Below are 23,915 nucleotides of genomic sequence, written 5' to 3'. Positions count from 1 at the left end.
TCAGCGGCCGGGCACGTACTTGACGGGGAGGCCCTGCTTGTCCTTCGTCGCACCCGCGATCACGAGGATGAGGTCGATGAGCCACCAGATGCCGAAGCCGCCGACGGTGATGAGCTTGAGGATGCCGGTGCCGATCTTGCCGAGGTAGAACCGGTCGATTCCGAGCTCGCCGAGGAAGATCGACAGGAGGAGCGTCGCGAGCCAGGACTTGGGGCTCAGTCCCGCGGGCGCGACGCCGTAGGGCTGCGGGGCGGCGGGGTACTGGGGCTGCGACATGGCTTCTCCTCTGGTGGGCTGGCGTGCGTTCGAGCGTACGGACCGGGCCTCGGCATGGACAGGGGGCTATCCGGATTCCCGGGGAGGGTCAGCGGGATCGCTTGACGGCGTCGTAGGCGTCGAGCGCCTGTCGACGTGTGCCGGCGAGGTCGACGATCGGCTCGGGAGCGTCATCGGCGAGGTACTCCGGCGCCCACCTCCGGGACGTACTCCCCGTGCGGGTCGAACTTCGCCAGCTGCCGTTCGGGATTGAAGATGCGGAAGTAGGGCGCGGCATCGGCGCCGGAGCCGGCGACCCACTGCCAATTGAAGGCGTTGTTCGCTGCATCCGCGTCGACGAGGGTGTCCCAGAACCACTCCTCGCCGCGCCGCCAGTCGATCAGCAAGTTCTTGACGAGGAAGGATGCCGTCACCATCCGCACGCGGTTGTGCATGTAGCCGGTGCGCCAGAGCTCCCGCATCCCCGCGTCGACGAGTGCGAGGCCGGTGCGTCCTCGCCGCCACGCCTCGAGGTGACCGGGGTCGAGCGGCGGCCAGGGGAACGCGTCGAACTCGGCCCGCCAGTTGCGGGTGGCGAGGTCGGGGAAGTGAAAGAGCGTGTGCCAGGCGAATTCGCGCCATCCAAGCTCCGATAGGAACCGCGATGCCGCGTCGGGGTGGGCACTCGACGCGGGGTGTTCGACCGTCGCGTGCCAGACCTGGTGCGGGCTGAGCTCGCCCCACCGCAGCCGTGCGGACAGCATCGAGGTCGCCTCGCCGGCCGGCTCGTCACGGGACCGGTCGTAGCCGCCGAGGTCGTGCGCGAGAAAAGCGCGCAGTCGTGCGCGGGCGGCCGGCTCTCCCGGCTCCCATCGCTCGCGAAGGCCTTCTGCCCAATCGGGATGCGTCGGACGCAGGGACCACGCGTCGAGGTCCTCGGACGCGGGGCGCGAACTCGGGCCGGGGATGTCTCCCGGCTCGGGCAGCGGCGCACGCGGGGCGGGGAGACTCTGGCACGCGCGCCAGAACGGCGTGAAGACGGCGTACGGGCTGTCGGTGCCGGTCCGCACGGTCCACGGTTCGAAGAGGAGCGAGCCGTCGAAGGAGGCGACCGCGACCCCGGTGCCGCGGAGCGCCGTCTTGATGCCCGCGTCGATGCCGCGCTCCGCTCCGCCGTATCGCCGGTTCCAGAAGACGGCGCCGGCCCCGGCGTCGCGCACGACCGCCGGGACGACCTCCGCCGCTCTCCCGCGGCGCAGGATGAGGGTCGAGCCGCGCTCCTCGAGAGCGGTGGCGAGTGAAGCGAGCGACTCGTGCAGCCACCAGCGCGCCGCGCCGCCCAGGGGGCGGATGCCCTCGCCGTCCTCACGCACGTACAGGCCGATCACCGGCTCGCCACGTTCCAGGGCGGCGGACAGTGCGGGGTTGTCCGCCAGCCGCAGATCGTCGCGGAACCACACGACCGTAGTCATCCGCCCACGCTAGTTCCCCCTGCGGTTACGGACGACTCTTGTCGGAGTCTGGGCGCGCAGAACGAAAAGCGTCCGTAATCGTCCGCTAGGGGGGTTAGAGGGTGGAGGTGTCGTGGCCGGCGGGAACGGCGATCCGGAGGCCGCCGGGGACGATGCGGCAGAAGATGCGGGTGGCCTCGCCGAACTCGTCGCCGTCGAGCTCCACCGGCTGGGCCGGGCTCGTCGCGGTCTCGATCCCGTGGCCGCTCCGGTAGTGCACCGAGGTGTCGCGGCCGCGCCGCTCGAGCACCCGGCGACCGGCACGGAAGCGTCGCAGGAAGGAGTTGTCCCACCAGATCTTCCGCCACACGCCGAGCCATCCGAACGCGCCCGCCGGCTGGATGATGGCGACATCGAGCATGCCGTCGGTGATCGAGGCCTCTGGAATGAGGGCGATCCCCGCCGGGAGGGACCCGCAGTTGGCGAAGAGGATGCTCTGCACCCGGGCCGAGTGCAGGCGCTGCTTGTCGAGCTGGTAGACGATACGGAAGGGCTTGGCGGACACGAGCGAGCGGGCCGCTCCGTCCACATACGCGACCCATCCCACGGTCTTCTTCAGCTGCGGGTTGGTGTTGGCGATCATCGCCGCATCCAGCCCCATACCGGCCATCACGACGAACCCGTGCTCTTCGGTGGAGCCGTCTTCGCGGCGGAGCCGGGCGACTCCCACGTCCACCGGGATGACGTCGCCCTCGAAGGTCGCGCGGATCATCACGTCCGCGTCATCCAGCGGCAGCGCGAGGTTGCGCGCGAGCAGGTTGCCGGTGCCGCTGGGGACGATCGTGAGCGGGACTCCGGTGTCGGTCAGCGCCTCGGAAACGGCGCGCACCGTGCCGTCGCCTCCGGCCACGAGGATCGCGTCGGCGCCCTCCTCGAGGGCTGCGCGGGCGGCGTCGTCGCCGAGGTCGTCGACCGTCGTCTCGAAGAAGAGCGGCTCAGCCCACTCGGCCTCCTCGGAGAGGCGCACCATCAACGCGCGCAGCTCCGCGGGATCGACCTTGGTGGGGTTGTAGACGAGTGCGGCGCGTTTTCGGTCGGTGGGCGGAGCATCCATCGTGGTCTGCTCGCCGTCGGCGGTGACCTGAACGGCCTCGCCGGTCTCACCGTCGGTCGTGTCGGGCGCCACGTCCTCGGGTTCGCGGATGACGTCGTCGGGCGCCGCGGCTTCGTGCGCGGAGGGCGTCTCGGTGTTGGCCCCCCGTGGACCGGGTGCCTCCGGCGCATCCGCGGTGCCGCCGGCGTCGGTCGAGGCAGCCGCGTTGTCGTCGCGGTCGTCGTCGTCGCGCAGCGAGTCGGCGTGGAACTCGGCTCGCTCGGCCGCGCCGGGCGGGGCCTCATTGTTGAGTGGCGCGTCGTCGGCCTGCGCGGCGTCGGGTCGCTCTTCGGCGCCCGCCGTCTCGCCGCCCTCGCGCGTCGCCTCGTCGAGCTCAGGTGCCGCGCCGGCTGTCTCATCGCTCTCGCGCGTTTCGGAATCGGCCGCCATGCTCCCACCCTAGGGCCGCTCCCGGCCCCGCGAGGCGTTCGGACGGGGCTGCGACGGAAAAGCCCTGGCCTAAGATTGGACGGTGATCGATCTGACCCTGCTGCGAGAAGATCCCGAGCGGGTCAAGCGCTCGCAGATCGCGCGCGGCGCGGCCCCGGAGACAGTGGATGCCGCGTTGACGGCCGACCGCGACCGACGCGCCGCGATCACCGCCTTCGAAGAGTTGCGCGCCGCCCAGAACGCCCACGGCAAGCGGGTCGCGCAGGCCCCGAAAGAGGAAAAGGCCGCACTGGTCGCCGAGGCCAAGGAGCTGAGCGAGAAGACCAAGGCGGCGCAGCACGCGGTGACCGAGGCGGAAGCGGCGGCGGAGCTGGCGCTCGCCAGGATCGAGAACCTCGTCATCGACGGCGTCCCGGCCGGTGGCGAAGAGGCCTTCATCACGCTGCGCACGCACGGAGAGGTCCCCGCCTTCGACTTCGAGCCGCTCGACCACCTCGCCCTCGGTGAGAAGCTCGGCGCGATCGACATGGAGCGGGGCACGAAGGTGTCGGGCAGTCGCTTCTACTTCCTCACCGGGATCGGCGCGCGCCTCGAGCTCGCGCTCATGAGCCTCGGGCTCGACCGGGCGATGGCCGCGGGTTTCACCCCCATCATTCCGCCGACGCTCGTGCGACCCGAGGTGATGCGCGGCACCGGCTTCCTCGGCGAGCACGCCGACGAGGTCTATCACCTGGCCGAGGACGACCTCTATCTCGTCGGCACGAGCGAGGTTCCGCTCGCCGGCTATCACATGGACGAGATCCTCGACTTCGGCCGTGGACCCAAGCGCTACGCCGGCTGGTCGACCTGCTACCGGCGCGAGGCCGGTTCGTACGGCAAGGACACCCGCGGCATCATCCGTGTGCACCAGTTCAACAAGCTCGAGATGTTCGTCTACACCGAGCCCGACGCGGCCGAGGCCGAGCACCTCCGCCTCGTCGAGCTGCAGGAGGGGATGCTGCAAGACCTCGGCCTTTCGTACCGTGTCATCGACGTCGCGGCCGGAGATCTCGGATCCAGCGCCGCGCGCAAGTACGACGTCGAGGCCTGGGTGCCCACGCAGAACGCCTATCGGGAACTCACCAGCACCTCCAATTGCACGACCTACCAGGCCCGCCGTCTCAACATCCGTTCGCGCAACGAGGGCAAGACGCAGCCTGTCGCCACGCTCAACGGCACCCTCGCCACCACGCGGTGGATCGTCGCCCTCCTGGAGACGCACCAGCGCGCCGACGGCTCCGTCGTCGTTCCGGAAGTGCTGCGGCCCTACCTCGGCGGACTCGACATCATGGAGCCCATCGCGTGACGCCCGAGCGCACATCGCCGCCTGACACCGGCAGCGTCGAGGTGACGTCGCCGGGGGATGCGGCCGAACTGGTCGAGGAGATCGCTGAGGACGCGCCCGACGGCCGCCTCCTCATCGCTCTGGACATCGACGGCACCGTGATCCTCGAGGACGAGAGTCCGAGCCCGGGGGTTCTCGAGGCTGTGGCTCATGCGCAGGCGCGCGGGCACGAGGTGATGCTCGCGACCGGTCGCAGCTGGGACACGACGCACCGCATCATGGAGCTGCTCGGTATCGAGCCGGACTATGCGGTGTGCTCGAACGGCGCGATCGTGATGCGCCGCCAGGCCGGCGGCACCGGCGCTGCGGCTTACGAGCTCGCGCACGTGGAGACCTTCGATCCCGCCGAGGTGCTGGAGTTGCTCCGCGGACACCTCTCCGACGCGCGCTACATGGTCGAGCTGCCCGACGGGACGCGGCTGTACACCGAGTACCTGGAGGACTGGAACCTGCGCGGGGCCGATCTGGTCGCCTTCGAGGAACTCTCGCACCGGCCGGTGTGCCGTGTGGTCGTCGTGTCGCCCGAGCACACCGACACCGACTTCCTCGACCTGGTGTCGCGCATCGGGCTCACCCAGGTGTCGTACGCGATCGGCTGGACCGCGTGGCTCGACATCGCCCCGCAGGGGGTCAACAAGTCCACCGGACTCGAGCTCGTCCGCACCTGGCTGGGGATCGCCCCGGCGAACGTGCTGGTGATGGGCGACGGCCGCAACGACGTCGAGATGTTCGAGTGGGCGCTACGCAACGGTGGGCGCGCCATCGCCATGGGGCAAGGCCCCGAGGAAGTGCTCGCTGCGGCCGGTGAAGTCGGGCTGTCGGTCAGCGAAGGCGGCGTCGCTGCCATCCTGCGGGAACTCTGACGTGGATGCGGCCGGCCACGGCCATCCCGCACCACGCCGTCGCCGGAGCGCTCGAGGTCGAGGTGGATGCCGACGGGCTGACGCCCTGGCGGCTCCCCGTGGCAGCGCACCGGTACGCACCTACCTCGCGCGCATCGTCGCCGGTGGCGGGGAGCTGCGGCAGGGTGGCGCGGTGCTCCGGCCCGGCGCTTCGACCTTGAGGGCAACGCCGTGGTGGCGCTCGGCGGCGCGGTGCTCCGGCCCGGCGGCGTGGTGCGCCCGCGCTTCTGAACGTGTGAGGCCCGCCGCATCCCCGTAGCGAGTCCGCCGCATCCCCGTGGCGAGTCCGCCGCATCCCGTTGCCAGTTCAGGAGATGTGGCGAGATCAGGTCGTTTCCGGAAAAAGGAGCCTGCCTCGGCCTCATCGCCTGATCTCGTGCCGTGGGCGCCTGGGAGGTTTCGCGGGTGGCGAGGCCGCGGGCGGCGGGGAGGATGTGGGTGGTGCGAGCGTCGGCCCGCGGCCGCGTGGGGCCGTCGGGGCGTCGGCCGACGCGCGCTTGTGTGCGCCCCGCCGCATCGCCGGGGCATCCCCGTCGCGAGTTCAGGAGATGTGGCGAGAGCAGGTCGTTCCGCGCGAAAGGAGCCTGCCTCGGCGTCATCTCCTGATCTCGTGCCGCGTCGCGGCCGGGCCGCGGGGTGGCGGGGAGCCGCCCCACGCTCAGGCGAGGGGATGCTCCGCGTCGTACCCGCGGAACGAACGGCGCCGCGCGTACAGGGCCGCAACTACGGCGAAGAGCAGGGCGCCCAGGAGCGAACCACAGCGCGACATGAGCGGCGCGAATCCGGTGAACACGTCGCCAAGGGCAGACGCGCGCGATTTGTAACCAACCAGTTTGTTTGCTAGAGTCTGAGCATGAGAGCAGATGGTGAAGCGACGCGAGCCCGTATCCTCGAGGCCGCCGCAGACGAGTTCGCGACGTATGGCATCGCCGGAGCGCGCGTGGATCGGATCGCGGCGAACGCCCGGGCGAACAAGGCGCAGCTATACGCGTACTTCGGGAGCAAGGACGCCCTCTTCGACGCGGTCTTCGACCAGGCTCTGCACGCGATCGTGAACGCCGTGGCGCTCGACGCCACCGACCTTCCCGGTTATGCGGCCCGCCTGTACGACGAGTACCTCGAGCGTCCGGAGCTCGTTCGTCTGGCGACGTGGTCGCGGCTGGAGCGACGACCGACAGGCGCTCTCACAGGCGAGTCGCTTCCCAGCGAGCCCGAGAAGCTGGCCGACATCGCCGCCGCGCAGAGCGCCGGCTATATCGACGCGACTCTCGAACCCGCGGACGTGCACTCCACGGTGATTGCGCTGTCCCTCACGTGGGGGCCGACCAGCACGACCTTCGCGGCCAGTTCGGCCGACGACGAGACCGCGCACGATCGCCGACGGCACGTGCTGCGGACACTCGTTGCGCGAGCATACGCACCCACAACTCAGCCGCTCTGAATCGACTCTCTCAAGGAGAGAACCATGTTGTCACCCGAAGTGCTCCGCGCCCTCGCCATCACTCCCGCCTCCTCGACGGAGGATCGGCTGGCGGACATCACCACCTATGGCCGGCGCAGCGGAAAGCCGCACCGCATCGAGGTGTGGTTCTATCGCGCCTACGGACGCATCTACCTCAGCACCACGCCGGCGAAGCGGGACTGGTACGCCAACCTCCTGGCGAACCCGCATTTCATCTTCCATCTCAAGATCGGCATCCACGCCGACCTCCCGGCCGTCGCCACGCCGATCACCGACCCCGAGGAACGGCGACGCATCTTCCAGGTCTTTGTCGATGACCTCAACCAGCCGAGCAACCCCGGTCACGTTCCGCAGCCGCAGTATGTGGAGGACTGGCTTGCCGGCAGCCCGCTCGCCGAGGTCACCTTCGACGACGCCTGAGTGCCCATGACACGCACGGCTCGGCCGTTCGAGATCGGTGCGAGTGCGGGCGAGCGGATGCGACGTCCGGCGCTCGGCTAGACTCGGCCGGTCGACGGATGCTGCGAAGCATCGTCGGGAGGGTTGTCCGAGCGGCCGATGGACCTGGTCTTGAAAACCAGTGGGCAGCAATGTCCCGTGGGTTCGAATCCCACACCCTCCGCGCAACCCGCATGGCTAAGCCCCATTTCGGTGTAGCGGATTCATGACAATCGACGAGATCGCCCGCGTAGCCTCCGAGTACTTCGGCCTCGACCACCTGCGTCCCGAGCAGCGCGAGGCCATCGAGGCATCCGTCGCCGGCCGCGACGTGCTCGTGGTGTGGGCCACCGGGTCGGGGAAGTCGGCGGTATACCAGGTCGCGGCGGCGCTTCGCCCGGGTCTCGCGGCCGTCGTCTCGCCGCTGATCGCACTGCAGGAGGATCAGCTCGCTCGGCTGGAGGAGGCTCCGGATGCTCCGACCGGCGTCGCGGTGAATTCGGCCCACGGCGCCAAAGCGCAGCGCGAGGCGTGGCGGCGGGTGAGCGCGGGTGAGGTCGAGTACGTGCTGCTCGCGCCCGAGCAGCTCGCCAAAGACGAGGTGGTCGACCGGCTCGCCGAGCAGAACGTATCGCTCCTCGTCGTCGACGAAGCGCACTGCATCGCGTCCTGGGGGCACGACTTCCGGCCCGACTACCTGCTCCTGGATGCGGTGGCCGACCGGCTCGGCCGGCCGCCGGTGCTCGCTCTCACCGCCACAGCATCCACGCCTGTCCGTGAGGAGATCGTCGAGCGCCTGGGAATGCGGGATCCGCTGATCCTCGCCGGCGACGTCGACCGGCCCAACATCACCCTCACCGTCCACCGTTACGCGGAAGGCTCCGACAGGCGCGCCGCCGTCTTGGCTGAAGTGGCCGAGCTGCCGAAGCCCGGTCTGCTGTACGCGGCCACGCGCCGCGGCTCGGAGGAGTACGCGAGCGAGTTCGAGAAGCGCGGCATCCGCGCCGTCGCCTATCACGCGGGCCTTCCCGCGCGCGAGCGCGAGCGTGTGCACGAGCGGTTCCATGCCGACGAGCTCGATGTGGTCGTCGCCACCTCCGCGTTCGGGATGGGGATCGACAAGCCGAACGTCCGCTTCGTCGTCCACGCGGACGCCCCCGATTCCGTGGATGCGTACGCGCAGGAGATGGGTCGCGCCGGACGCGACGGACAGCCCGCGCACGCGACCCTGCACTATCGCCCCGAAGATCTCGCCCTCCGCCGCTACTTCGCGACGAAGCATCCGGACGCCGCGGAGCTCCGCCGCCTCGTCGCCGCGCTGCAAGACGGCGTCACCAGGCCCAGCGAGCTTGCGCGAGTGGTCGACGCGAGCCTGCGGCGGGTCACCGCGCTGGTCGCCCTGCTCGTGGACGTCGCCGCGGTGCGCACGGAAGAGGATGGCCCGAAGCTGCGGCGCGGGCAGGACGCTGAGGCAGCCGTCTCCGCGGCGCTCGAGCGTACCGAGGAGCGTGAGCGGATCGACCGATCTCGCATCGAGATGCTTCGCGGCTACGCCGAGACGCGCCGGTGCCGGCGACACGTGCTGCTCGGCTACTTCGGGCAGACTCTCGACGAGCCGTGCGGCAACTGCGACACCTGCGCCGACGGGTCGGCGTACGAAGACCACGTGCCCCGCGTCGAGGCCGGAGCCAGGAAGCCCGGTGGGTTCGCGGTGGACGAGCGTGTCAGGCACTCCATCTGGGGGGAGGGCACGGTGATGGCCGTCGAGGATGACCGGATGACGGTGTTCTTCGAAAGTCAGGGGTACAAGCAGTTGTCGCTCGCCCTGATCGCCGAGCATCACCTTCTTCAGCCGGTCCTCACCGGCCTTTCAGGTGGGCGAACGTAGGATAGCGCCGCCCGCACGCCCGGAAGGACACGAGTGAGCTCGATCAAGCCCGTCCAGCGAGGTCGCCGTACGGTGGCCCGCCACGGTCGCCTGACCTCGCCGCGCCCGTTCGCCCAGGTGATGCGGATCCTCGCCATCGGCCTCGCTGTCGTTCTGGTCGCCGGGGCGGGTGTCGCCGCCTACATCGGGTACGACCTGACATCGAGCTTCAACGCCGACGCCGTTGAGCTCGACGGGCAGGGGCCGGTGCCGCCCGACATCGGTGAGATCGAAGGCGGCGTGAACCTCCTCATCACCGGCACGGACGAGTGCGAACCCGAGTTCGCCGGGTACTTCGGGGAGCGCTGCACGGGCCCCGACGCCGAGGGCAACCTCAACGACGTCAACATGCTCGTGCACATCTCGGACAACCCACGTCGCGTGACGGTGGTCTCGTTTCCCCGTGACCTGATGGTCCCCATCCCCGCGTGCACGGCCGAGGACGGGAGCTCCGTCTCGGCGTCGCGCAAGCAGCAGATCAACAGCGCCTTCATGACCGGGGGCCTATCGTGCGTCGTGAACACGGTGTCTGAGCTCAGTGGACAGGACATCCCCTTCGCGGCCAAGGTGAGCTTCGGGGGCGTCATCAACATCACCGACGCCGTCGGCGGAGTGGATGTTTGCATCGCCAACGGCATCCGCGACCGGCACACCGGCATCGACTGGCCCGCCGGAAACCGCAACATCCAGGGCATCGAGGCCCTGCAGTTCCTCCGCACCCGGCACGGCGTGGGTGACGGCGGCGACCTGGGGCGCATCAGCAACCAGCAGCAGTACATGTCCAAGCTGGCGCGCAAGCTGGTCAGCGAGGAAGTCCTCTCCAACCCCGCCGCCCTTTACAAGCTGGCCTCCACCGCGCTGGAGAATGTCGACCCGTCCACGAGCCTCACCAACCCGCTGACGCTCGTGCAGATCGCCCTCGCCGTGAAGAACGTGCCGTTCGAAGAGATCGTCTTCGTTCAGTACCCCACGGGCCCCGACCCCGCCGACCCGAACCGCGTGGTGCCCGACCTGGATGCCGCAGACGCGCTGTGGGCGGCCCTGGAGGCGAATCAGCCGCTGCAGTTGACCGGAGATGTCAGCGGCGGCGATGGCGTCATCGACGCGGATGCGCCGGACGGGGAGACCCCGGTCGAGCCGACCGATCCGACCGAGCCTGCCGAGGGTGCTGAGCCGACGGAGGGCGCGACGGAGACGCCCGCCCCGGAGGAGAGCGCCGTCGCCCTTCCCTCGAACATCACCGGGCAGACCGCAGCGCAGAACACCTGCTCCAACGGCAACCTCCGGTAGCCGCATCCGCCGTTCGAGGAGGCGCGTCGCGCCGGTTAGTATTAGTGCGTGCGTCCGCCGTTTCGGCGTCGGATGCCTGGAGACGTCGCATAGTCAGGCCTAGTGCACCACCCTGCTAAGGTGGAGTCCCCTTACGGGGACCGAGGGTTCGAATCCCTCCGTCTCCGCAGAAATCCCCCGGCAAGCCGGGGGATTTTGGTTTTGACGGTGTTACCAGTCGACACCGTGAGATGGGCCGTGTAGGCCCCAGGTGACCCGTCCTGTGGGACGGCGGTCGCAGATGCTCGGTGCCGGAGCCGAGGAGCAGTTCGTAGGGCTGCTTGCCGCGTGCGAGGGCTTGCACCATCGGGGCACGAGACGGGTGGGTGGATGCAACGACGATGTCGCCCCTCTCGTCATAGTGCATTTATAGAGTTGTACGAATCACTATTCGTCCCATATCGTGGGCTAGTAGGCGCTCGACTGAACGCGCGACCCGCAACGAGGCGGAGGTGGCCAGTGACCTTACCCATGGAAGTCGATGTCATCGTGCTTGGCAGCGGGGCTGCCGGGTTGACCGCGGCATTCGTCGCAGCGGCAGACGGTGCGACTGTCGCGTTGTTCGAGAAGCATGACCGGGTCGGTGGCACGAGCGCGTGGTCCGGCGGTCACGTCTGGATCCCGGCAAACTCGAAAATGCGCGAGCACGGTCTCGATGACAGCATCGCCGCGGGCGTCGAGTACCTGCTCGGCGTCGGGCGGGGCCTTGCCGAGGAACCGCTCGTCCGCGCCTTCGTCGAGAACGGCGCCGCGATGATCGACGACCTCGAGTCTCGTGGCGGCATCGAGTTCTACTCGGTCCCGGGGCTCCCCGACTACCACCCCGAGCATCCCGGGGGCCGGCCTGGCGGCGGACGCACCCTGGGTACTCCCTTGTTCCCGTTCCGCGAACTCGGCGAATGGCGTGACCGGGTCGAGGTCACGCCGTACTACTCGCCGTACTTCCGCATGGATGAGACCGGGATCGGCTCCGGCGTGCCGAAGCCGCCGACCGCTGACGAGCTGCAGCGTCGAGCCGATTCCGATGAACGCGGCCAGGGCGGCAGCCTCGTCGGTTTCCTCCTGCGGGCGGCCCTCGGCGCCGGCGTCTCGGTCGAGACGTCGACGCGCGGCCTCGAGCTCGTGCGAGACGGAGATCGGGTCGTCGGAGTGCAGATTGAGGATGCGGAGGGGCGGCGCGAGGTGCGCGCGCGGCTCGGGGTCATCCTCGCCACCGGTGGCTTCGAGTGGAACGAGTCGTACCGCAGGACCTATCTTCGGGGCGGGGTCCATCGACCGGCGTCGATCCCGACGAACACCGGTGACGGGTTGCGGATGTCGATGCGAGTTGGCGCCGACCTGCAGAACATGCGGGAGGCGTGGTGGACGCCGATCGCGATGCTGCCCGACGGCGTGAACCCGATGAATCTTGACATGATCAACGGCGATCGCACGCGACCGCGAAGCATCATGGTGAACCGTCGAGGACGCCGGTTCGTGAACGAAGCGGCGAACTACAACGCACTCGGAAGTGCGTTCCACCAGGAGGACGTCACGGCGTTCGGGCCGGCGAACATCCCGGCGTGGGTCATCCATGACCAGACGTACCTCGAGCGCTATGGATCCCGAGGGACGCCGTTCGACGGCACGTCCGCGCCACCTTGGCTCACGTCGGCGCCGAGCCTGCGCGCGCTCGCCGAACGGCTCGGGATCGATGCCGACGAACTCGAGTCGACGGTGGAGCGTTGGAACCGCGCCGTCGCCGACGGCGTGGATCCCGATTTCCGCCGTGGCGAAAGCGCCCACGATCGGTGGTGGGGTGACCCATGGAACAAGGGGACTCCGGCGTCGACGCTCGGCCCGATCACCGACGCACCCTTCTACGCCATGGAGCTCCGGCCCGGCGTGCTCGGCACCAAGGGCGGCCCGAAGGTCGACGCCGATGCGAGGGTCATCGATCTCGACGGTCAGCCGATACCCGGCCTGTACGCCGCCGGGAACGTCTCGTCGCCGACCGGTTCCGGCTACGGGGGTCCAGGCGGCACGCTCGGCCCGGGGATGACCTTCGCGTGGCTCGCCGCGCAGCACGTGACGAGCGATCTTCGGCCACTTGAGAGCAGGGAAGTCTGATGGACCCATCGATCAGCGTGGGGATCGCCTACCCCCAGAGCGAGCTCGGGGGCGACCCGGATGCGTTCAGGGCCTTCGGCGGTGAGGTCGAGCGGCTCGGCTTCGACCATCTCGTAATGTTCGACCACCCGGTGAACGCGGTGCACGGAATTGACCGCGACCCGCCGCTGCCGCCCCGCGCGTATACCGAGCGAGACCCGTTCCACGACCCACTCGTCGCGTTCGCGCACCTTGCAGCCCTGACCGAGCGGATCGAGCTCATCACCGCCGTGCTCGTGCTCCCGCAGCGGCAATCGGCCCTGGTCGCCCGTCAGGCCGCCGACGTCGCACTGCTGTCCGGTGGTCGACTCCGGCTCGGCGTCGGCGTCGGATACAACCCGGTCGAGTACGAGGCGCTCGGGCAGGACTTCCGAACCAGAGGGCGTCGGCTCGACGAGCAGATCCCGTATCTGCGCCGGCTCTGGACGGGCGAACCGCAATCCTTCAGCGGTCGATTCGACACCATTCTCGAGGCCGCGGTCGTCCCTCCGCCGCACGAGCCCATCCCCATCTGGATCGGAGGATCGTCCGAGGCGGCGTATTCGCGCGGTGCGCGCCTCGGTGATGGGTTCATCTTCGGGTATGGATTGGGCGACGAAGCGCTGACCGCATGGCAGCGAGTCCAGGACCTCCTGGGCGAAGCGGGCCGTCCTGTCGAGGGATTCCGGTCGGCGTTCAGTCTCCTGCCCGAGGAAGTGGGCAGTCGGAGCATCGGTGATGTGGTGGCGGCCGTGCTGCGAATTCGTGATGCGGGAGGTACCGACGCGACCGTGACGACGGCGCGATATGGGCTGACGTCGCTGCGGGACCACCTGGATTTTCTCGCAGAGATCCGGGATCGAGTCTGCGAGGCGCTCGCGGGTCGCTGATCAGCCTCACGAGCATGTGTGCATAATGCACGCGGGTGTGCAATAATTGGGATTCAGCGGCACAGCAGCCGCGACCGATTCGTGGCGATCTCCCCGAATGCTTGAGAAGCGTTAGAGACCGTGCACCGTGAGATACCAATGGAGGTAGCGTCACATGAGAACCATTCATCCCCGCCGCCGTGCGCTCGCCGCGCTCGTCGCCAGTACTGCGGTCATGGCGACTGTGCTGGTCGGGTGCACCCCGACCAGCGAGGCGCCCGAGGTCGAGGAGACGGCGACCGAGTTCGAACCACTCGTCATCACCTATGCCGACTACCTGACCGAGACGTCGACGTTCGGGCGGATGAGCCTCGCTTTCCAGGAGGGCGTCACCGAGCGTACCAACGGCGCCGTGACATTCGAGAACTACTGGGCCGGTGCCCTCCTCGGCGCTCCCGAGCAGCTCTCCGGGGTCCGTGATGGCACCGCCGACATCGCCCTCATCTTCGGCGGCATCTTCCCCGCCGAGCTTCCCGTCGCATCCTGGCTGCTCGGCCTCGGTCTCGACCAGACCGGCTCACCGCTCCACGACTTCGTCGGCGGGTCCGCAGCAATCCAGGAAATGGTGCAGGACTACAAGCCCCTCCTCACGGAGTTCGCGGGCCACAACCTCAAGCCGCTCTACTGGACCAGCACGGTGCCATTTGCGCCGTACTGCGTCGAGCCGGGCGAGACCGCCGATGCGTTCGCCGGCCGCAATACCCGCGCATCCGGCGTGTACCAGTCCGGCGCCACTGAGGCACTCGGCGGCGTGCCTGTCACCCTGCCGTTCAACGAGATCTACGAGGGTCTGCAGCGCGGTGTGATCGATTGCCAGCTCGTCAACCCCGGCGCCTACGCGTCGTACGGGTTCGAAGAGGTCTCGCCGGAGTTCCTCCCACTGCCCGTCATCTCCCCACTCGGCGGCTACACCGCGAACCTCGAGTTCTGGGAGTCACTGTCGCCCGAGCTGCAAAACATCATCTATGAAGAGGCCGCCAAGGCGACCGTGCTCGACTTCTCGACCATCGAGCTCGCGGACACCAGCGCCTTCGGCACGTTCCTCGAAGACGAGACCGTGCGGATCAACGACGTGAGCGAACTCCTGCCGATGCTCACTGAGTATCAGGAAGACACCCTCGCGGAGCTCGCAGCCACTGCGCCCGCCGGAGTCACCGACCCGGAAGCGATCATCGAGCGGTTCGTCGAGCGCAAGGCGTACTGGGGTGACGTGCTCGTCGAGCTGGGATACCCGCTCATCGACGGCGCCGACACCGAGGCGGTGTTCGACTTCTACGTCGGTGCCGCTGACATCGACATCGAGCCCTTCTGGGAGCGATTCCGTGAAGAATCGGTGCTGACGACGCTGCCGAACTGACGTCTGATCGCACTCCAGACTCGCGTGCCGCGGGCTGCAGGCTCGGCCCGTGGTGGGGCTGAAGCCAGCAGCCCGCGGCACGCGGTCGTTCCGCCGGACGTCAGTGCTTCGGAGCCCACGGCCGCCAGGCCGGATTCGCCGGCGAGATGATGTCGACCGACAGCGGGTCCACCACGGTGAACGCGGCGGGCACCTGACCGCGCACCTGGAAGATCCGCAGATACCCGGTGTGGCTGATGACCCAGCGGCCAGAGCGCTTCACGTACTCGTCGAGGCACATCGACGCCGCGCGGATGACGGTGTCGTCCTCGTAGACCACGAGCTCGTCGAGTCGCCACCGCGCACGCGCCGACGTCTCATCGAGGATCTCGATCTCGGGCTGGGCGACGACATGCGTGCTGTGACGCCTCGACCAGGTGCGGAGTTCCTCGACGACCGCGTCGGCCCCCAGGAGCTGCAGTGTGCCGTCGGCGTAGGCCGTCGTCACATCATCCGCGAGGCATTTCGCGTAGCACGACGTAGTCACGCGTGTCGATGCTGCGCATGTACTGGTGCTTGAGACGCCGGATATCTTCGATGTCGAGCAGTCGTTGCAGTGGATCCATGCAGGGCACGCGACCCGATGTGTGTATAACGAACATCAGTATGCGATACTTGGTCAGTCCGTGAGTTACCGATGGAGGTACGGCGCCATGGCCGATGAGCTGTCTGCAGTGCTGCAGCGCGAGCGCTGGGAGCAACGCTTCGGGTGGCTCCGCTGGATCGACCGGTCCACGACCGCGCTCGCCATCCTCGCGGGCATCGCCTGCCTCGGCATGATGGTGAACATCGTCGCCGATGTCATAGCGAGGGCAGTCGCCCGTCCGTTGCCCGGCACCGTCGATCTCACGCAGTTCGCGTGGATGCCGGTCGTCATCAGCCTGGGTCTCGGGTACGCCCTCCTCGTCGGCCAGCACATCAGGGTCACCCTGCTCACCGGTGAAGCATCCCCGCGCACTCAGCGCATCATCGAGATCATCGGCATGGCCGTCACCCTCGCCACGGCCGCCGCACTCGCGTGGTTCAGCATGGAGCGGGCGATGACGGCGACGGGGATCGCCGAAGCGCCGGCGTCGACCCCGTGGCTGCCGATCTGGGCGTTCCGATGGGTGCTCGTGATCGGCGTCCTCGGTCTCGTGCTCCAGGCCGCCGCCCAGTTGGTGCGCGCGATCACCGTTCCCGAGTTCGACCCCGAAGACGACAACGAACTCGTGAACCTCGGCTCGCAGCCGCCGGTCACGAACCTCGACGAAGCGCTCGACGCGGCGCAGAGCAGCGGGGGCATCCGATGACCACCGTCGCCACCGAGCCGGATCGCAAGCAGCTCGTCCGTGCGCGCCGATGGTCGATCGGCCTCATCATCACCGGATCGATCAGCGTGCTCTTCGTCGTGCTCCTGCTCGCCGTCGAGCTCGACAAGCTCACGATCGGACTGCTCACCCTCGGTCTGATGCTCGGACTCATGCTCATCAAGGTTCCGATCGGCATCTCGATGGCGCTCCCCGGCATCCTCGGCATCTTCGTCCTCGTCGGCCCTCGAGCGGTGACCGGTACGCTACAGGACTCCCTCTTCAACACCTTCGCCTCGTGGTCGTACAGCGTGATCCCGATGTTCGTGCTCATGGGGGTCGCGCTCGGCAAGAGCGGCCTGATGATCAAGGCCTTCGAGGTGGCCCGCCGCTGGCTCGGTTGGTTGCCCGGCGGACTCGCCGTCTCGACGAACTTCGCCGGTGCCGGACTCGCTTCGACGAGCGGCAGCTCGATCGGCATCGCCTACGCGATCGGCCGCGTCGCGATCCCCGAGATGATCCGCGAGAAGTATCCGCCGTCGCTCGCGCTGGCGTCGGTAGCAGCCACGGGCTCGCTCGGCATGGTGATCCCGCCGAGCATCCTCCTGGTCATCTACGCCGGCGTCGCCGAGACCTCGGTCGGCCAGCAGCTCCTCGCGGGCATCGTCCCCGGATTCATCCTCGCCATCCTGTTCACCATCGTCATCGTCGTGTGGAGCCTCATCGCGAAGGTGCGATCGAAGAACGCCACGACCTACACCTGGCGACAGCGGTTCGGCGTCCTCCCGTTCCTGCTCCCGATCCTCCTTATCGCGCTCGTCGTGCTCGGCGGCATCTACCTCGGACTCTTCACCGCCACCGAAGCGGGCGCGATCGGTGCGGCCATCACCGTCGTGGTCGGTGTGGTCGCCGTCATCACGACCACGCTGAACGCCCGTCGCACAGGAGTCCAGCCGAAACCGAGGGTCGTCCGATCCCTCGGCGTCTTCTTCAGCGGCACCCTGCGCGAGACGATCGCCGCCGTCTCGTCGATCTTCCTGCTCCTCGTCGGTGTGCTCGTGCTGACGAAGGTCATGGCCCTCAGCGGACTCGCGCAGAGCTTCGCCGACTTCATCATCACGATGGGGCTCGACCGCACGGGGTTCCTGCTCATGCTGATCCCGCTCTACCTGATCCTCGGCATCTTCCTCGAGTCCCTGCCGATGATGCTGCTCACGTTCCCGGTGCTGCTCGGACCACTCACGGCGCTCGACGTCGATCTCATCTGGTTCGGCATCTTCTTCATCATCATCGCCGAGATCGACCTCATCGCACCGCCGCTCGGGGTGCTCAACTTCGTCGTCCACTCCATCGCGCGGCAGGGCACGAAGGGCATGCCCGGCGTCAACATCCGACTCACCGACGTGTACAAGGGCGTGGTGCCGTTCATCACGGCCGCGGTCGTGCTCATCGTGCTGCTGACGGTGTTCCCGGAGATCGTGACCTGGTTGCCCGACCTGTCCGTCAGCGGGTGACGCTCAGGCGACCGGGGCCACGCGATGCGCTCCGGCGGCCTTCGCTCCGCTGATGGCGGGATGCTCGGCGCCTGGCGACGAGATGAGCAGCGTGCGCTCGAGGCGACGGTAGGTGAAGAGCCAGACGCCGTCGCGGCGCTCGCAGCGTTCGTGATAGAACCCGAACCCACGTGCCCAGTGCTCGGCGTCGCCCTGCGACCAGTAGAGCTGGTCTTCCAGGTACCAGATGGCCGAGGCCGAATCCGGCGATTCGATCGTGATGTCGGGCGTGTGCGAGTGATGCACCGTCGCGACGCCCTCGAGCACCGCGCTCGCCCGCTCGACCAGCGCCTCAGGGCCGATCCACGACTCAAACCCGTCGTTCGCCGACTCGTGGTCGGGGGCATGCAGGGCAGCATAGGTCGACCAATCCTTCTGGTCGAGCGCCCGATCCCGACGAGCCTTGAGCTGCAGGACCTCCTGGATTGCGATGAGCCGATCGAGATCGGCGGACTCGCCGGCGATCACGAGATCCCGAGCTCGTCGGTGGCGGCCGCGCGGCCGGCGTTGCGACCCCAGATGCCGGCGACCGCTAGCGTGGCGCCGGCGCCGCCGTAGACCATGCCCGACGCGCTCGCCGCCGCGTTGCCGGCGGCGTAGAGGCCGGGGATTACTGGCCCGTCGACATGCAGGACACGACCAGACCCATCGGTCTTCGGTCCGCCCTTCGTGCCGAGTGCCGAGCTGAAGAGCTCGGTCGCGTAGAAGGGGCCGGCTTCGAGAGGGCCGAGCGTCGAGAACACCGAATCGGGGTCGAGGATGCGGCCGCCGGGGAAGCGGTCGTACGCGCTGACGCCCCGCGAGAAGTCGGGATCGATCCCGTCGATCGCGTTCGCATTGAACCTCGCCACCGATTCGGTGAGGCCCGCGGCGTCCACGCCGATGAGTGCTGCGAGCTCGTCGAGCGTGTCGGCGCTCGTGACCCAGTCGGGAACGCCGCCGCCGGCGCCGCCGCCGAAGACGCCGAATCGATCGACCACCGATTGGGAGAAGATGATGAAGGCGGGCAGGTTCGGGTAGGTGAGGCGCGATTCGTCGAGATGATGGAAGGCGCCGCCGAACGCGTTGTAGTTCGCCGCCTCGTTCGCGAAGCGGCGCCCCGCCGAGTTGACGATGATGGAGCCGGGCATCGCCCGCTCTCTGGCCACCAGGAGGCCGTGCTCGCCGCCGTCGCGACGCTCGCCGGGGAGGGCGATCACCGGCGACCACCATGCCTCGCGCATGTTGCCGAGGTCGGCACCGACCCGCATCGACATCCTGAGGCCGTCACCCGTGTTCGTCGGTGCCCCGACGCGCCTCGTGAGGGGACCTCGGAGGAATGACCGGGAGAGCTCGGCGTCGTACTCGAAGCCGCCGGTCGCGATGACGACCGCCTTGGCGGTGACGGCGATGTCGCCCGAAGGTGTCGACACCTCCACGCCTCGGACGCCGTCGTCCATGATCAGCCGGAGGCCCCTGACGTCGGTGCGCACCTCGACGCCGCGCTCGAGCACGGCCTCGAGGAGACCCCCGACGAGGGCTCGACCGAGTCCCTCCTGCAGGGCAGCCTCTCGCTGGGCGAGCACCTCGGGGGCGATCACGCCGGTTCCACCGCCGAGCGGCATCTCGACGAGCACGACGCGGCGCGCATCGCCGCTGATCCGATCGACCCACTCCGGGATGCGCTCGAACGAGAAGAGACCGGGCTCGAGCGTGCGACCGCCACCGGCCAGGGCGCCCGGGTTCTCGGTGTGATAATCGGGGAAGCCCTCGACCACGGTGAAGCGGAGTCGCGTCTCGCGCTCGAGGAAGTCGATGAGATCGGGCCCGCCGCTGACGAGCACCTCGGCCAGCTCGGGATCGATGAGGTCGTTCGACAGGCTCATCAGATACTCGAGACCGCGCTCGACCGAGTCGTCGATGCCGAGTTCCTCGGCCTGATGATTGCCCGGGATCCAGATGCCGGCCCCGGAGAGCGCGGTGGTCCCACCGATGAGGGAGGCCTTTTCGAGCACGATGACCTTGGCGCCCTCGACCGAGGCTGCCAGGGCTGCCGTGAGGCCGGCTGCGCCCGAACCGAGGACGATCACATCGAACGATTCCTGCATGTCACACCTTTGCGCCGGCGATCGTGCTCGACGCGGCGTTCGGCGAACGTGCGCATAGAGAGCACGATTGATCCCTAATTGCACCAAGCCTATCCGGCACGGCACGCGCAATCAAGGCGGGAAGCACGGATGCTCCACCGCCCGGCCTCGTCGTCTAGGAGGACTCGCCGCGCAGGAGGGCGCCGACGTCGTCGGCGGCCTGGCGCATGATCGGACCGGCCGTCTCGGCGATGTCGGAGCGGTAGGTGATGAGGTTCAGGCAGGCCGACGTGACCCCATCGGTCGGGATCCACGCGGCGACCGCGAACTGGCCCTCTTCGATTTCGGCATGGCTCGATGCGTACCCGCGGGTGCGCGCGACCGCGACCGCCTCGGGTTCCCCGTCGCGCGGTGGTTTGGCCGCGAGGAGCGCGTACCCGGCAGCGCCGAGAGTGAGCGGCGTGCGCATCCCTGGACGGAACGCGATGTGGTGCGAGGCCGTCGTCGGTTCCACCATCGCGATCGCGACGGCCTCGTCGCTCTGTTCGACGAAGAGCGAGACGGTGGATTGGAGCCGATCGGCGAGGGTGCGCATGACGGGCCGGGTGATGTCGCGCAGCGTCGGCAGGTACGACTCCGACAGCGTCGCGAGCCGAGCCCCTGGCGCATAGAGGCCATCGCGGGTCCTGGTGGCGAGGTCGAAGTCGACGAGCGTCTGCAGGAGGCGGTACGAGATCGACCGGTGGACCCCGAGCAACTCGCTCACCCGCTGCACCGTGAGTCCCTCGCGCGAGTCGGCGATCGCCAGCATGACGTGCAACCCCCTCGCGAGAGTCTGGTTGCCATCACGGGGCTTCACGGCTCCATTGCTGTTCGCATTCTGCACATTTCTCAGCATAGCCTCGACGTCAGACCAGCCGCAGGATGTCTTCGACGCGCTCTTTCGCATCGCCGAACAGCATCGAGGTGTTCTCGCGGAAGAACAACGGGTTCGACACCCCCGCATAGCCTGACGCCATCGATCGTTTGAACACGATCACGTGGCCTGCTTCCCACACGCGAAGCACCGGCATCCCGGCGATCGGGCTGCTCGGATCCTCGGCGGCCGCTGGATTGACGGTGTCGTTCGCTCCGATCACGAGGACGACCGAGGTCGATCCGAGATCGTCGTTGACCTCGTCCATCTCGAGCACGATGTCGTACGGCACCCGCGCCTCCGCGAGCAGTACGTTCATATGCCCCGGTAGCCGCCCGGCCACCGGATGGATCCCGAACCGCACGTCGATGCCGCGTTCGCGGAGCCGGTTGGCCAGCTCGGCGACCGGATACTGGGCCTGGGCGACGGCCATACCGTAGCCGGGGGTGATGACCACGGTCTCGGCGTCCATGAGCAGCTCCGCCGCATCCGCCACTGAGATCTCACGGTGCTCACCCACCGCGTCGTCGCCGACGACGGGGGCCTCGATGCCGAATCCGCCGGCGATGACCGAGAAGAACGATCGGTTCATCGCCTTGCACATGATGTACGAGAGGTAGGCACCGGAGGAACCGACGAGGGCACCGGTCACGATGAGCAGGTTGTTCGAGAGCAGGAAGCCGGCGGCCGCGGCGGCCCACCCCGAGTAGCTGTTGAGCATCGACACGACGACGGGCATGTCGCCGCCGCCGATGGAGGCGACGAGGTGCCATCCGAGGGCGAGCGCGAGGATCGTGACGACCACGAGCAACCAGAGCGCCGGTGAGACGACGAACCAGACGGTCAGCCCGACGAACGCGACCAGGGCGCCGACATTGAGCAGGTTCTTGCCGGGCAGCATGAGCGGTCGGGACGAGATCCGCGCCGACAGCTTGAGGTGGGCGACGATCGAGCCCGTGAAGGTCACGGCGCCGATGAAGACGCCGATGAAGATCTCGGCGTTGTGGATGTCGCGGAGGGCGCCGTCGAGACCGCTGTGATGGAGGGCGCCACTCCACCCGACCAGCACCGCGGCGAGTCCGACGAACGAGTGCAGGAGTGCGATGAGTTCGGGCATCCCGGTCATCTCGACGACCCGCGCACGCCACAGACCGATCGAGCCGCCGACCACGACCGCGACGATGAGGAGCACGAGCCCGACCGTCGCCTGCGGATCGCCCCACGCGTTCTCGACGGTGACCCAGACGGTGGCGCCCACCGCGAGGAGCATTCCGGTGATCCCGAAGACGACGCCAGATCGAGCGGTCTCGTGGGTGCTGAGTCCTCGCAGGCTCAGAATGAACAGCACCGCGGCGACAAGGTAGGCGGCGGTCGAGATGGCGGCGGCGGTCATCGGTCGGCCTTCCGGAACATGGCGAGCATCCGCCTCGTGACGGCGAATCCGCCGACGACGTTGATCGACGCCAGCAGGACGGCGATCGAAGCCAGGATCTGCACCGGCAGATCGGGGATGGTCAGCTGCAGCATGGCGCCGATCACGATGATGCCCGAGATCGCGTTCGTGATGCTCATGAGTGGGGTGTGCAGCGCGTGGTGGACCTTGCCGATGACGTAGAAGCCGACGACCGTCGAGAGCACGAGCACCGTCAGATGCTCAGGGAGCGGCGCGGGGGCGATCGCCGCGACGGCGAAGAGTGCGGCGATGCCGAGCACGATGAGCGCGGCGCGTCGTATCGGCGACGATCGGCGAGCCGGGGAATTGGGGGCCGGCGGTGCGGTCGCCGCGATCGGTGCCGCGGACACCGTGACCTGGGGAGGAGGCCAGGTCGACTCCCCGTCGCGGACGACGGTGATCGAGCGCTGCACCACGTCGTCGAAGTCCAGGACGAGGCGGCCGTCCTTGCCGGGGGTGAGCAGGGTCAGCAGGTTGACGAGGTTCCGTCCGTACAGCTGCGAGGCCTGGGCGGGGAGACGGGCGGCGAGATCGGAATAGCCGAGGATGACGACGCCGTTCTCGGTGACCGTCCGCTCGCCGTTCTTCGATCCTTCGACGTTGCCGCCCTGGGCCGCCGCCATGTCGACGATGACACTGCCGGGCTTCATGGCCGCGACGTCGGCGGCCGTGATGAGCCTGGGGGCAGGCCGCCCCGGGATGAGCGCGGTCGTGATGATGATGTCCACGTCGCGCGCGTTGGTCGAGTAGAGGTCGGCCGCAGCGCGGTCGTACGCCTCACTGGTCGCTTTCGCATAGCCGTCGGTCGATGCCATCTCCTCGTCGACGACGACCGGGAGGTACGTGCCGCCGATCGACTTCACCTGGTCGGCGACCTCGGGCCTGGGGTCGGTCGCCACGACGATCGCCCCGAGGCTCGAGGCGGCGCCGATCGCGGCGAGACCGGCGACGCCGGCGCCGGCGACGAGAACGCGCGCCGGTGGCACCTTGCCGGCGGCGGTGACCTGGCCGGTGAAGAACCGACCGAACTCGTGCGCCGCTTCGATGACGGCGCGGTAGCCGGCGATGTTCGACATCGAGCTCAGCACGTCCATCGACTGCGCCCGCGAGATGCGGGGCACGGCATCGAGGGCGAGTGCGGTGATGCCTCGTGTCTCGAGCGATTCCCGGATGTCGGGGCGGAGGGCGGGGCTCAGCAGCGCGATGATCGTCGCGCCGTCGGCGAGCAGCGCGACCTCGGCCGGTGACGGCGCGGCGATCTTCAGCACGATGTCGCTGCCCCACGCCGACCGTCGATCGGTGATCTGAGCACCTGACGCCTCGTACGCGGAGTCCGGGAACGAGGATGCGACACCGGCGCCGGTCTCGACCGCGACGATGTATCCGAGGGCGAGCAGAGTCGTCACCGTCGCCGGCGTCGCCGACACCCTCGTCTCGCCGTCGCCCTCTGCGACGATGCCGATTCGTGCCACTGGTCGTGTCTCGCCTTCTGTTG

General features: G+C 68.5%; 20 protein-coding genes, 2 tRNA genes and 1 pseudogene. 13 read left to right on the top strand and 10 right to left on the bottom strand.

All coding sequences use genetic code 11. The features are described from left to right. The 3 genes and pseudogenes from AC4FS2_RS13610 to AC4FS2_RS13600 form a co-directional block, all read right to left on the bottom strand. Complete coding sequence (locus AC4FS2_RS13610; RefSeq protein WP_491156135.1) at window positions 1-276, bottom strand: TM2 domain-containing protein; 276 nt, start codon at window positions 274-276, stop codon at window positions 1-3. Between the two features lie 88 nt (window positions 277-364). Next, a pseudogene (locus AC4FS2_RS13605) lies at window positions 365-1,727 on the bottom strand (cryptochrome/photolyase family protein). A gap of 94 nt (window positions 1,728-1,821) precedes the next feature. Beyond that, window positions 1,822-3,249, bottom strand: a complete 1,428-nt coding sequence (locus AC4FS2_RS13600; protein WP_491156137.1) for a diacylglycerol kinase family protein — start codon at window positions 3,247-3,249, stop codon at window positions 1,822-1,824. A gap of 82 nt (window positions 3,250-3,331) precedes the next feature. Between AC4FS2_RS13600 and serS the strand changes: the two genes are divergently transcribed. Both serS and AC4FS2_RS13590 read left to right on the top strand, forming a co-directional pair. Further along, window positions 3,332-4,594 (top strand): serine--tRNA ligase, encoded by a 1,263-nt coding sequence (gene serS, locus AC4FS2_RS13595; protein WP_491156138.1) that lies wholly within the window; start codon window positions 3,332-3,334, stop codon window positions 4,592-4,594. Continuing rightward, entirely contained in the window at window positions 4,591-5,496 is a 906-nt protein-coding gene (locus AC4FS2_RS13590; protein WP_491156139.1) for an HAD family hydrolase, read from the top strand. Before serS ends, AC4FS2_RS13590 begins: the two co-directional genes overlap by 4 nt. Window positions 5,497-6,193: 697 nt before the next feature. Here AC4FS2_RS13590 and AC4FS2_RS13585 read toward each other — a convergent pair. Then, window positions 6,194-6,328 carry a hypothetical protein gene (locus AC4FS2_RS13585; protein ID WP_491156140.1) on the bottom strand — a complete coding sequence of 45 codons (135 nt, stop codon included), beginning with the start codon at window positions 6,326-6,328 and terminating at the stop codon, window positions 6,194-6,196. Between the two features lie 60 nt (window positions 6,329-6,388). Between AC4FS2_RS13585 and AC4FS2_RS13580 the strand changes: the two genes are divergently transcribed. The 9 genes from AC4FS2_RS13580 (at window position 6,389) to AC4FS2_RS13540 (ending at window position 15,104) form a co-directional block, all read left to right on the top strand. Continuing rightward, complete coding sequence (locus AC4FS2_RS13580) at window positions 6,389-6,976, top strand: TetR/AcrR family transcriptional regulator (RefSeq protein ID WP_491156141.1); 588 nt, start codon at window positions 6,389-6,391, stop codon at window positions 6,974-6,976. 24 nt (window positions 6,977-7,000) lie between these two features. Then, window positions 7,001-7,417: a nitroreductase/quinone reductase family protein gene (locus AC4FS2_RS13575; RefSeq protein WP_491156143.1), complete on the top strand. Its 417-nt coding sequence runs from the start codon at window positions 7,001-7,003 to the stop codon at window positions 7,415-7,417. A 117-nt stretch (window positions 7,418-7,534) separates the two neighbouring features. After that, a tRNA-Ser gene (locus AC4FS2_RS13570) sits at window positions 7,535-7,619 on the top strand. A 42-nt stretch (window positions 7,620-7,661) separates the two neighbouring features. Next, a complete protein-coding gene (locus AC4FS2_RS13565) occupies window positions 7,662-9,323 on the top strand; it encodes a RecQ family ATP-dependent DNA helicase (protein WP_491156145.1) in 1,662 nt (553 codons plus the stop codon). 33 nt (window positions 9,324-9,356) lie between these two features. Next, entirely contained in the window at window positions 9,357-10,652 is a 1,296-nt protein-coding gene (locus AC4FS2_RS13560; RefSeq protein WP_491156146.1) for an LCP family protein, read from the top strand. Between the two features lie 78 nt (window positions 10,653-10,730). Next, window positions 10,731-10,819 (top strand) — tRNA-Ser (locus AC4FS2_RS13555). Between the two features lie 331 nt (window positions 10,820-11,150). After that, the gene (locus AC4FS2_RS13550) at window positions 11,151-12,800 is read left to right on the top strand and encodes an FAD-dependent oxidoreductase (protein WP_491156149.1); all 1,650 of its coding nucleotides are present in this window, start codon (window positions 11,151-11,153) and stop codon (window positions 12,798-12,800) included. Then, window positions 12,800-13,708: an LLM class F420-dependent oxidoreductase gene (locus AC4FS2_RS13545; protein ID WP_491156151.1), complete on the top strand. Its 909-nt coding sequence runs from the start codon at window positions 12,800-12,802 to the stop codon at window positions 13,706-13,708. Before AC4FS2_RS13550 ends, AC4FS2_RS13545 begins: the two co-directional genes overlap by 1 nt. Before the next feature lie 154 nt (window positions 13,709-13,862). After that, window positions 13,863-15,104: a type 2 periplasmic-binding domain-containing protein gene (locus AC4FS2_RS13540; RefSeq protein WP_491156153.1), complete on the top strand. Its 1,242-nt coding sequence runs from the start codon at window positions 13,863-13,865 to the stop codon at window positions 15,102-15,104. A gap of 100 nt (window positions 15,105-15,204) precedes the next feature. On the opposite strand, the gene AC4FS2_RS13535 is transcribed toward AC4FS2_RS13540, so the two are convergent. After that, window positions 15,205-15,630 (bottom strand): nuclear transport factor 2 family protein, encoded by a 426-nt coding sequence (locus AC4FS2_RS13535; protein WP_491156155.1) that lies wholly within the window; start codon window positions 15,628-15,630, stop codon window positions 15,205-15,207. A gap of 166 nt (window positions 15,631-15,796) precedes the next feature. Here AC4FS2_RS13535 and AC4FS2_RS13530 point away from each other — a divergent pair, with 166 nt between their 5' ends. Both AC4FS2_RS13530 and AC4FS2_RS13525 read left to right on the top strand, forming a co-directional pair. Beyond that, window positions 15,797-16,435, top strand: coding sequence for a TRAP transporter small permease subunit (locus tag AC4FS2_RS13530; RefSeq protein ID WP_491177596.1), 639 nt, complete (start codon window positions 15,797-15,799; stop codon window positions 16,433-16,435). Next, window positions 16,432-17,946 (top strand): TRAP transporter large permease, encoded by a 1,515-nt coding sequence (locus AC4FS2_RS13525; RefSeq protein WP_491156159.1) that lies wholly within the window; start codon window positions 16,432-16,434, stop codon window positions 17,944-17,946. The genes AC4FS2_RS13530 and AC4FS2_RS13525 overlap by 4 nt, the downstream gene beginning before the upstream one ends. 3 nt (window positions 17,947-17,949) lie before the next feature. Here the strand turns inward: AC4FS2_RS13525 and AC4FS2_RS13520 are convergent, their stop codons facing one another. The 5 genes from AC4FS2_RS13520 to AC4FS2_RS13500 form a co-directional block, all read right to left on the bottom strand. Next, the gene (locus tag AC4FS2_RS13520; RefSeq protein WP_491156161.1) at window positions 17,950-18,453 is read right to left on the bottom strand and encodes a nuclear transport factor 2 family protein; all 504 of its coding nucleotides are present in this window, start codon (window positions 18,451-18,453) and stop codon (window positions 17,950-17,952) included. Continuing rightward, window positions 18,450-20,072 carry an FAD-dependent oxidoreductase gene (locus tag AC4FS2_RS13515; protein WP_491156163.1) on the bottom strand — a complete coding sequence of 541 codons (1,623 nt, stop codon included), beginning with the start codon at window positions 20,070-20,072 and terminating at the stop codon, window positions 18,450-18,452. Before AC4FS2_RS13515 ends, AC4FS2_RS13520 begins: the two co-directional genes overlap by 4 nt. Window positions 20,073-20,226: 154 nt before the next feature. After that, on the bottom strand, window positions 20,227-20,910 hold the full coding sequence (locus tag AC4FS2_RS13510; protein ID WP_491156165.1) for an IclR family transcriptional regulator: 684 nt from the start codon (window positions 20,908-20,910) through the stop codon (window positions 20,227-20,229). A 49-nt stretch (window positions 20,911-20,959) separates the two neighbouring features. Beyond that, window positions 20,960-22,360 (bottom strand): Re/Si-specific NAD(P)(+) transhydrogenase subunit beta, encoded by a 1,401-nt coding sequence (gene pntB, locus AC4FS2_RS13505; protein ID WP_491156167.1) that lies wholly within the window; start codon window positions 22,358-22,360, stop codon window positions 20,960-20,962. Further along, window positions 22,357-23,892, bottom strand: coding sequence for a Re/Si-specific NAD(P)(+) transhydrogenase subunit alpha (locus tag AC4FS2_RS13500; RefSeq protein WP_491156168.1), 1,536 nt, complete (start codon window positions 23,890-23,892; stop codon window positions 22,357-22,359). Before AC4FS2_RS13500 ends, pntB begins: the two co-directional genes overlap by 4 nt. Window positions 23,893-23,915: the final 23 nt, after the last annotated feature.

The sequence above is a fragment of the Microbacterium sp. Z10_103 genome, assembly GCF_058310455.1.
Note: the sequence above shows the minus strand (reverse complement) of the source record. Positions and strands in the feature narration are given on the sequence as shown.

Bases quoted from the DNA above. Each gene is read 5' to 3' on its own strand.
- AC4FS2_RS13610 (WP_491156135.1), bottom strand. From the start codon at position 276: ATGTCGCAGCCCCAGTACCCCGCCGCCCCGCAGCCCTACGGCGTCGCG.
- AC4FS2_RS13600 (WP_491156137.1), bottom strand. From the start codon at position 3,249: ATGGCGGCCGATTCCGAAACGCGCGAGAGCGATGAGACAGCCGGCGCG.
- AC4FS2_RS13580 (WP_491156141.1), top strand. From the start codon at position 6,389: ATGAGAGCAGATGGTGAAGCGACGCGAGCCCGTATCCTCGAGGCCGCC.
- AC4FS2_RS13575 (WP_491156143.1), top strand. From the start codon at position 7,001: ATGTTGTCACCCGAAGTGCTCCGCGCCCTCGCCATCACTCCCGCCTCC.
- AC4FS2_RS13565 (WP_491156145.1), top strand. From the start codon at position 7,662: ATGACAATCGACGAGATCGCCCGCGTAGCCTCCGAGTACTTCGGCCTC.
- AC4FS2_RS13545 (WP_491156151.1), top strand. From the start codon at position 12,800: ATGGACCCATCGATCAGCGTGGGGATCGCCTACCCCCAGAGCGAGCTC.
- AC4FS2_RS13540 (WP_491156153.1), top strand. From the start codon at position 13,863: ATGAGAACCATTCATCCCCGCCGCCGTGCGCTCGCCGCGCTCGTCGCC.
- AC4FS2_RS13530 (WP_491177596.1), top strand. From the start codon at position 15,797: ATGGCCGATGAGCTGTCTGCAGTGCTGCAGCGCGAGCGCTGGGAGCAA.
- AC4FS2_RS13525 (WP_491156159.1), top strand. From the start codon at position 16,432: ATGACCACCGTCGCCACCGAGCCGGATCGCAAGCAGCTCGTCCGTGCG.
- AC4FS2_RS13515 (WP_491156163.1), bottom strand. From the start codon at position 20,072: ATGCAGGAATCGTTCGATGTGATCGTCCTCGGTTCGGGCGCAGCCGGC.
- pntB (WP_491156167.1), bottom strand. From the start codon at position 22,360: ATGACCGCCGCCGCCATCTCGACCGCCGCCTACCTTGTCGCCGCGGTG.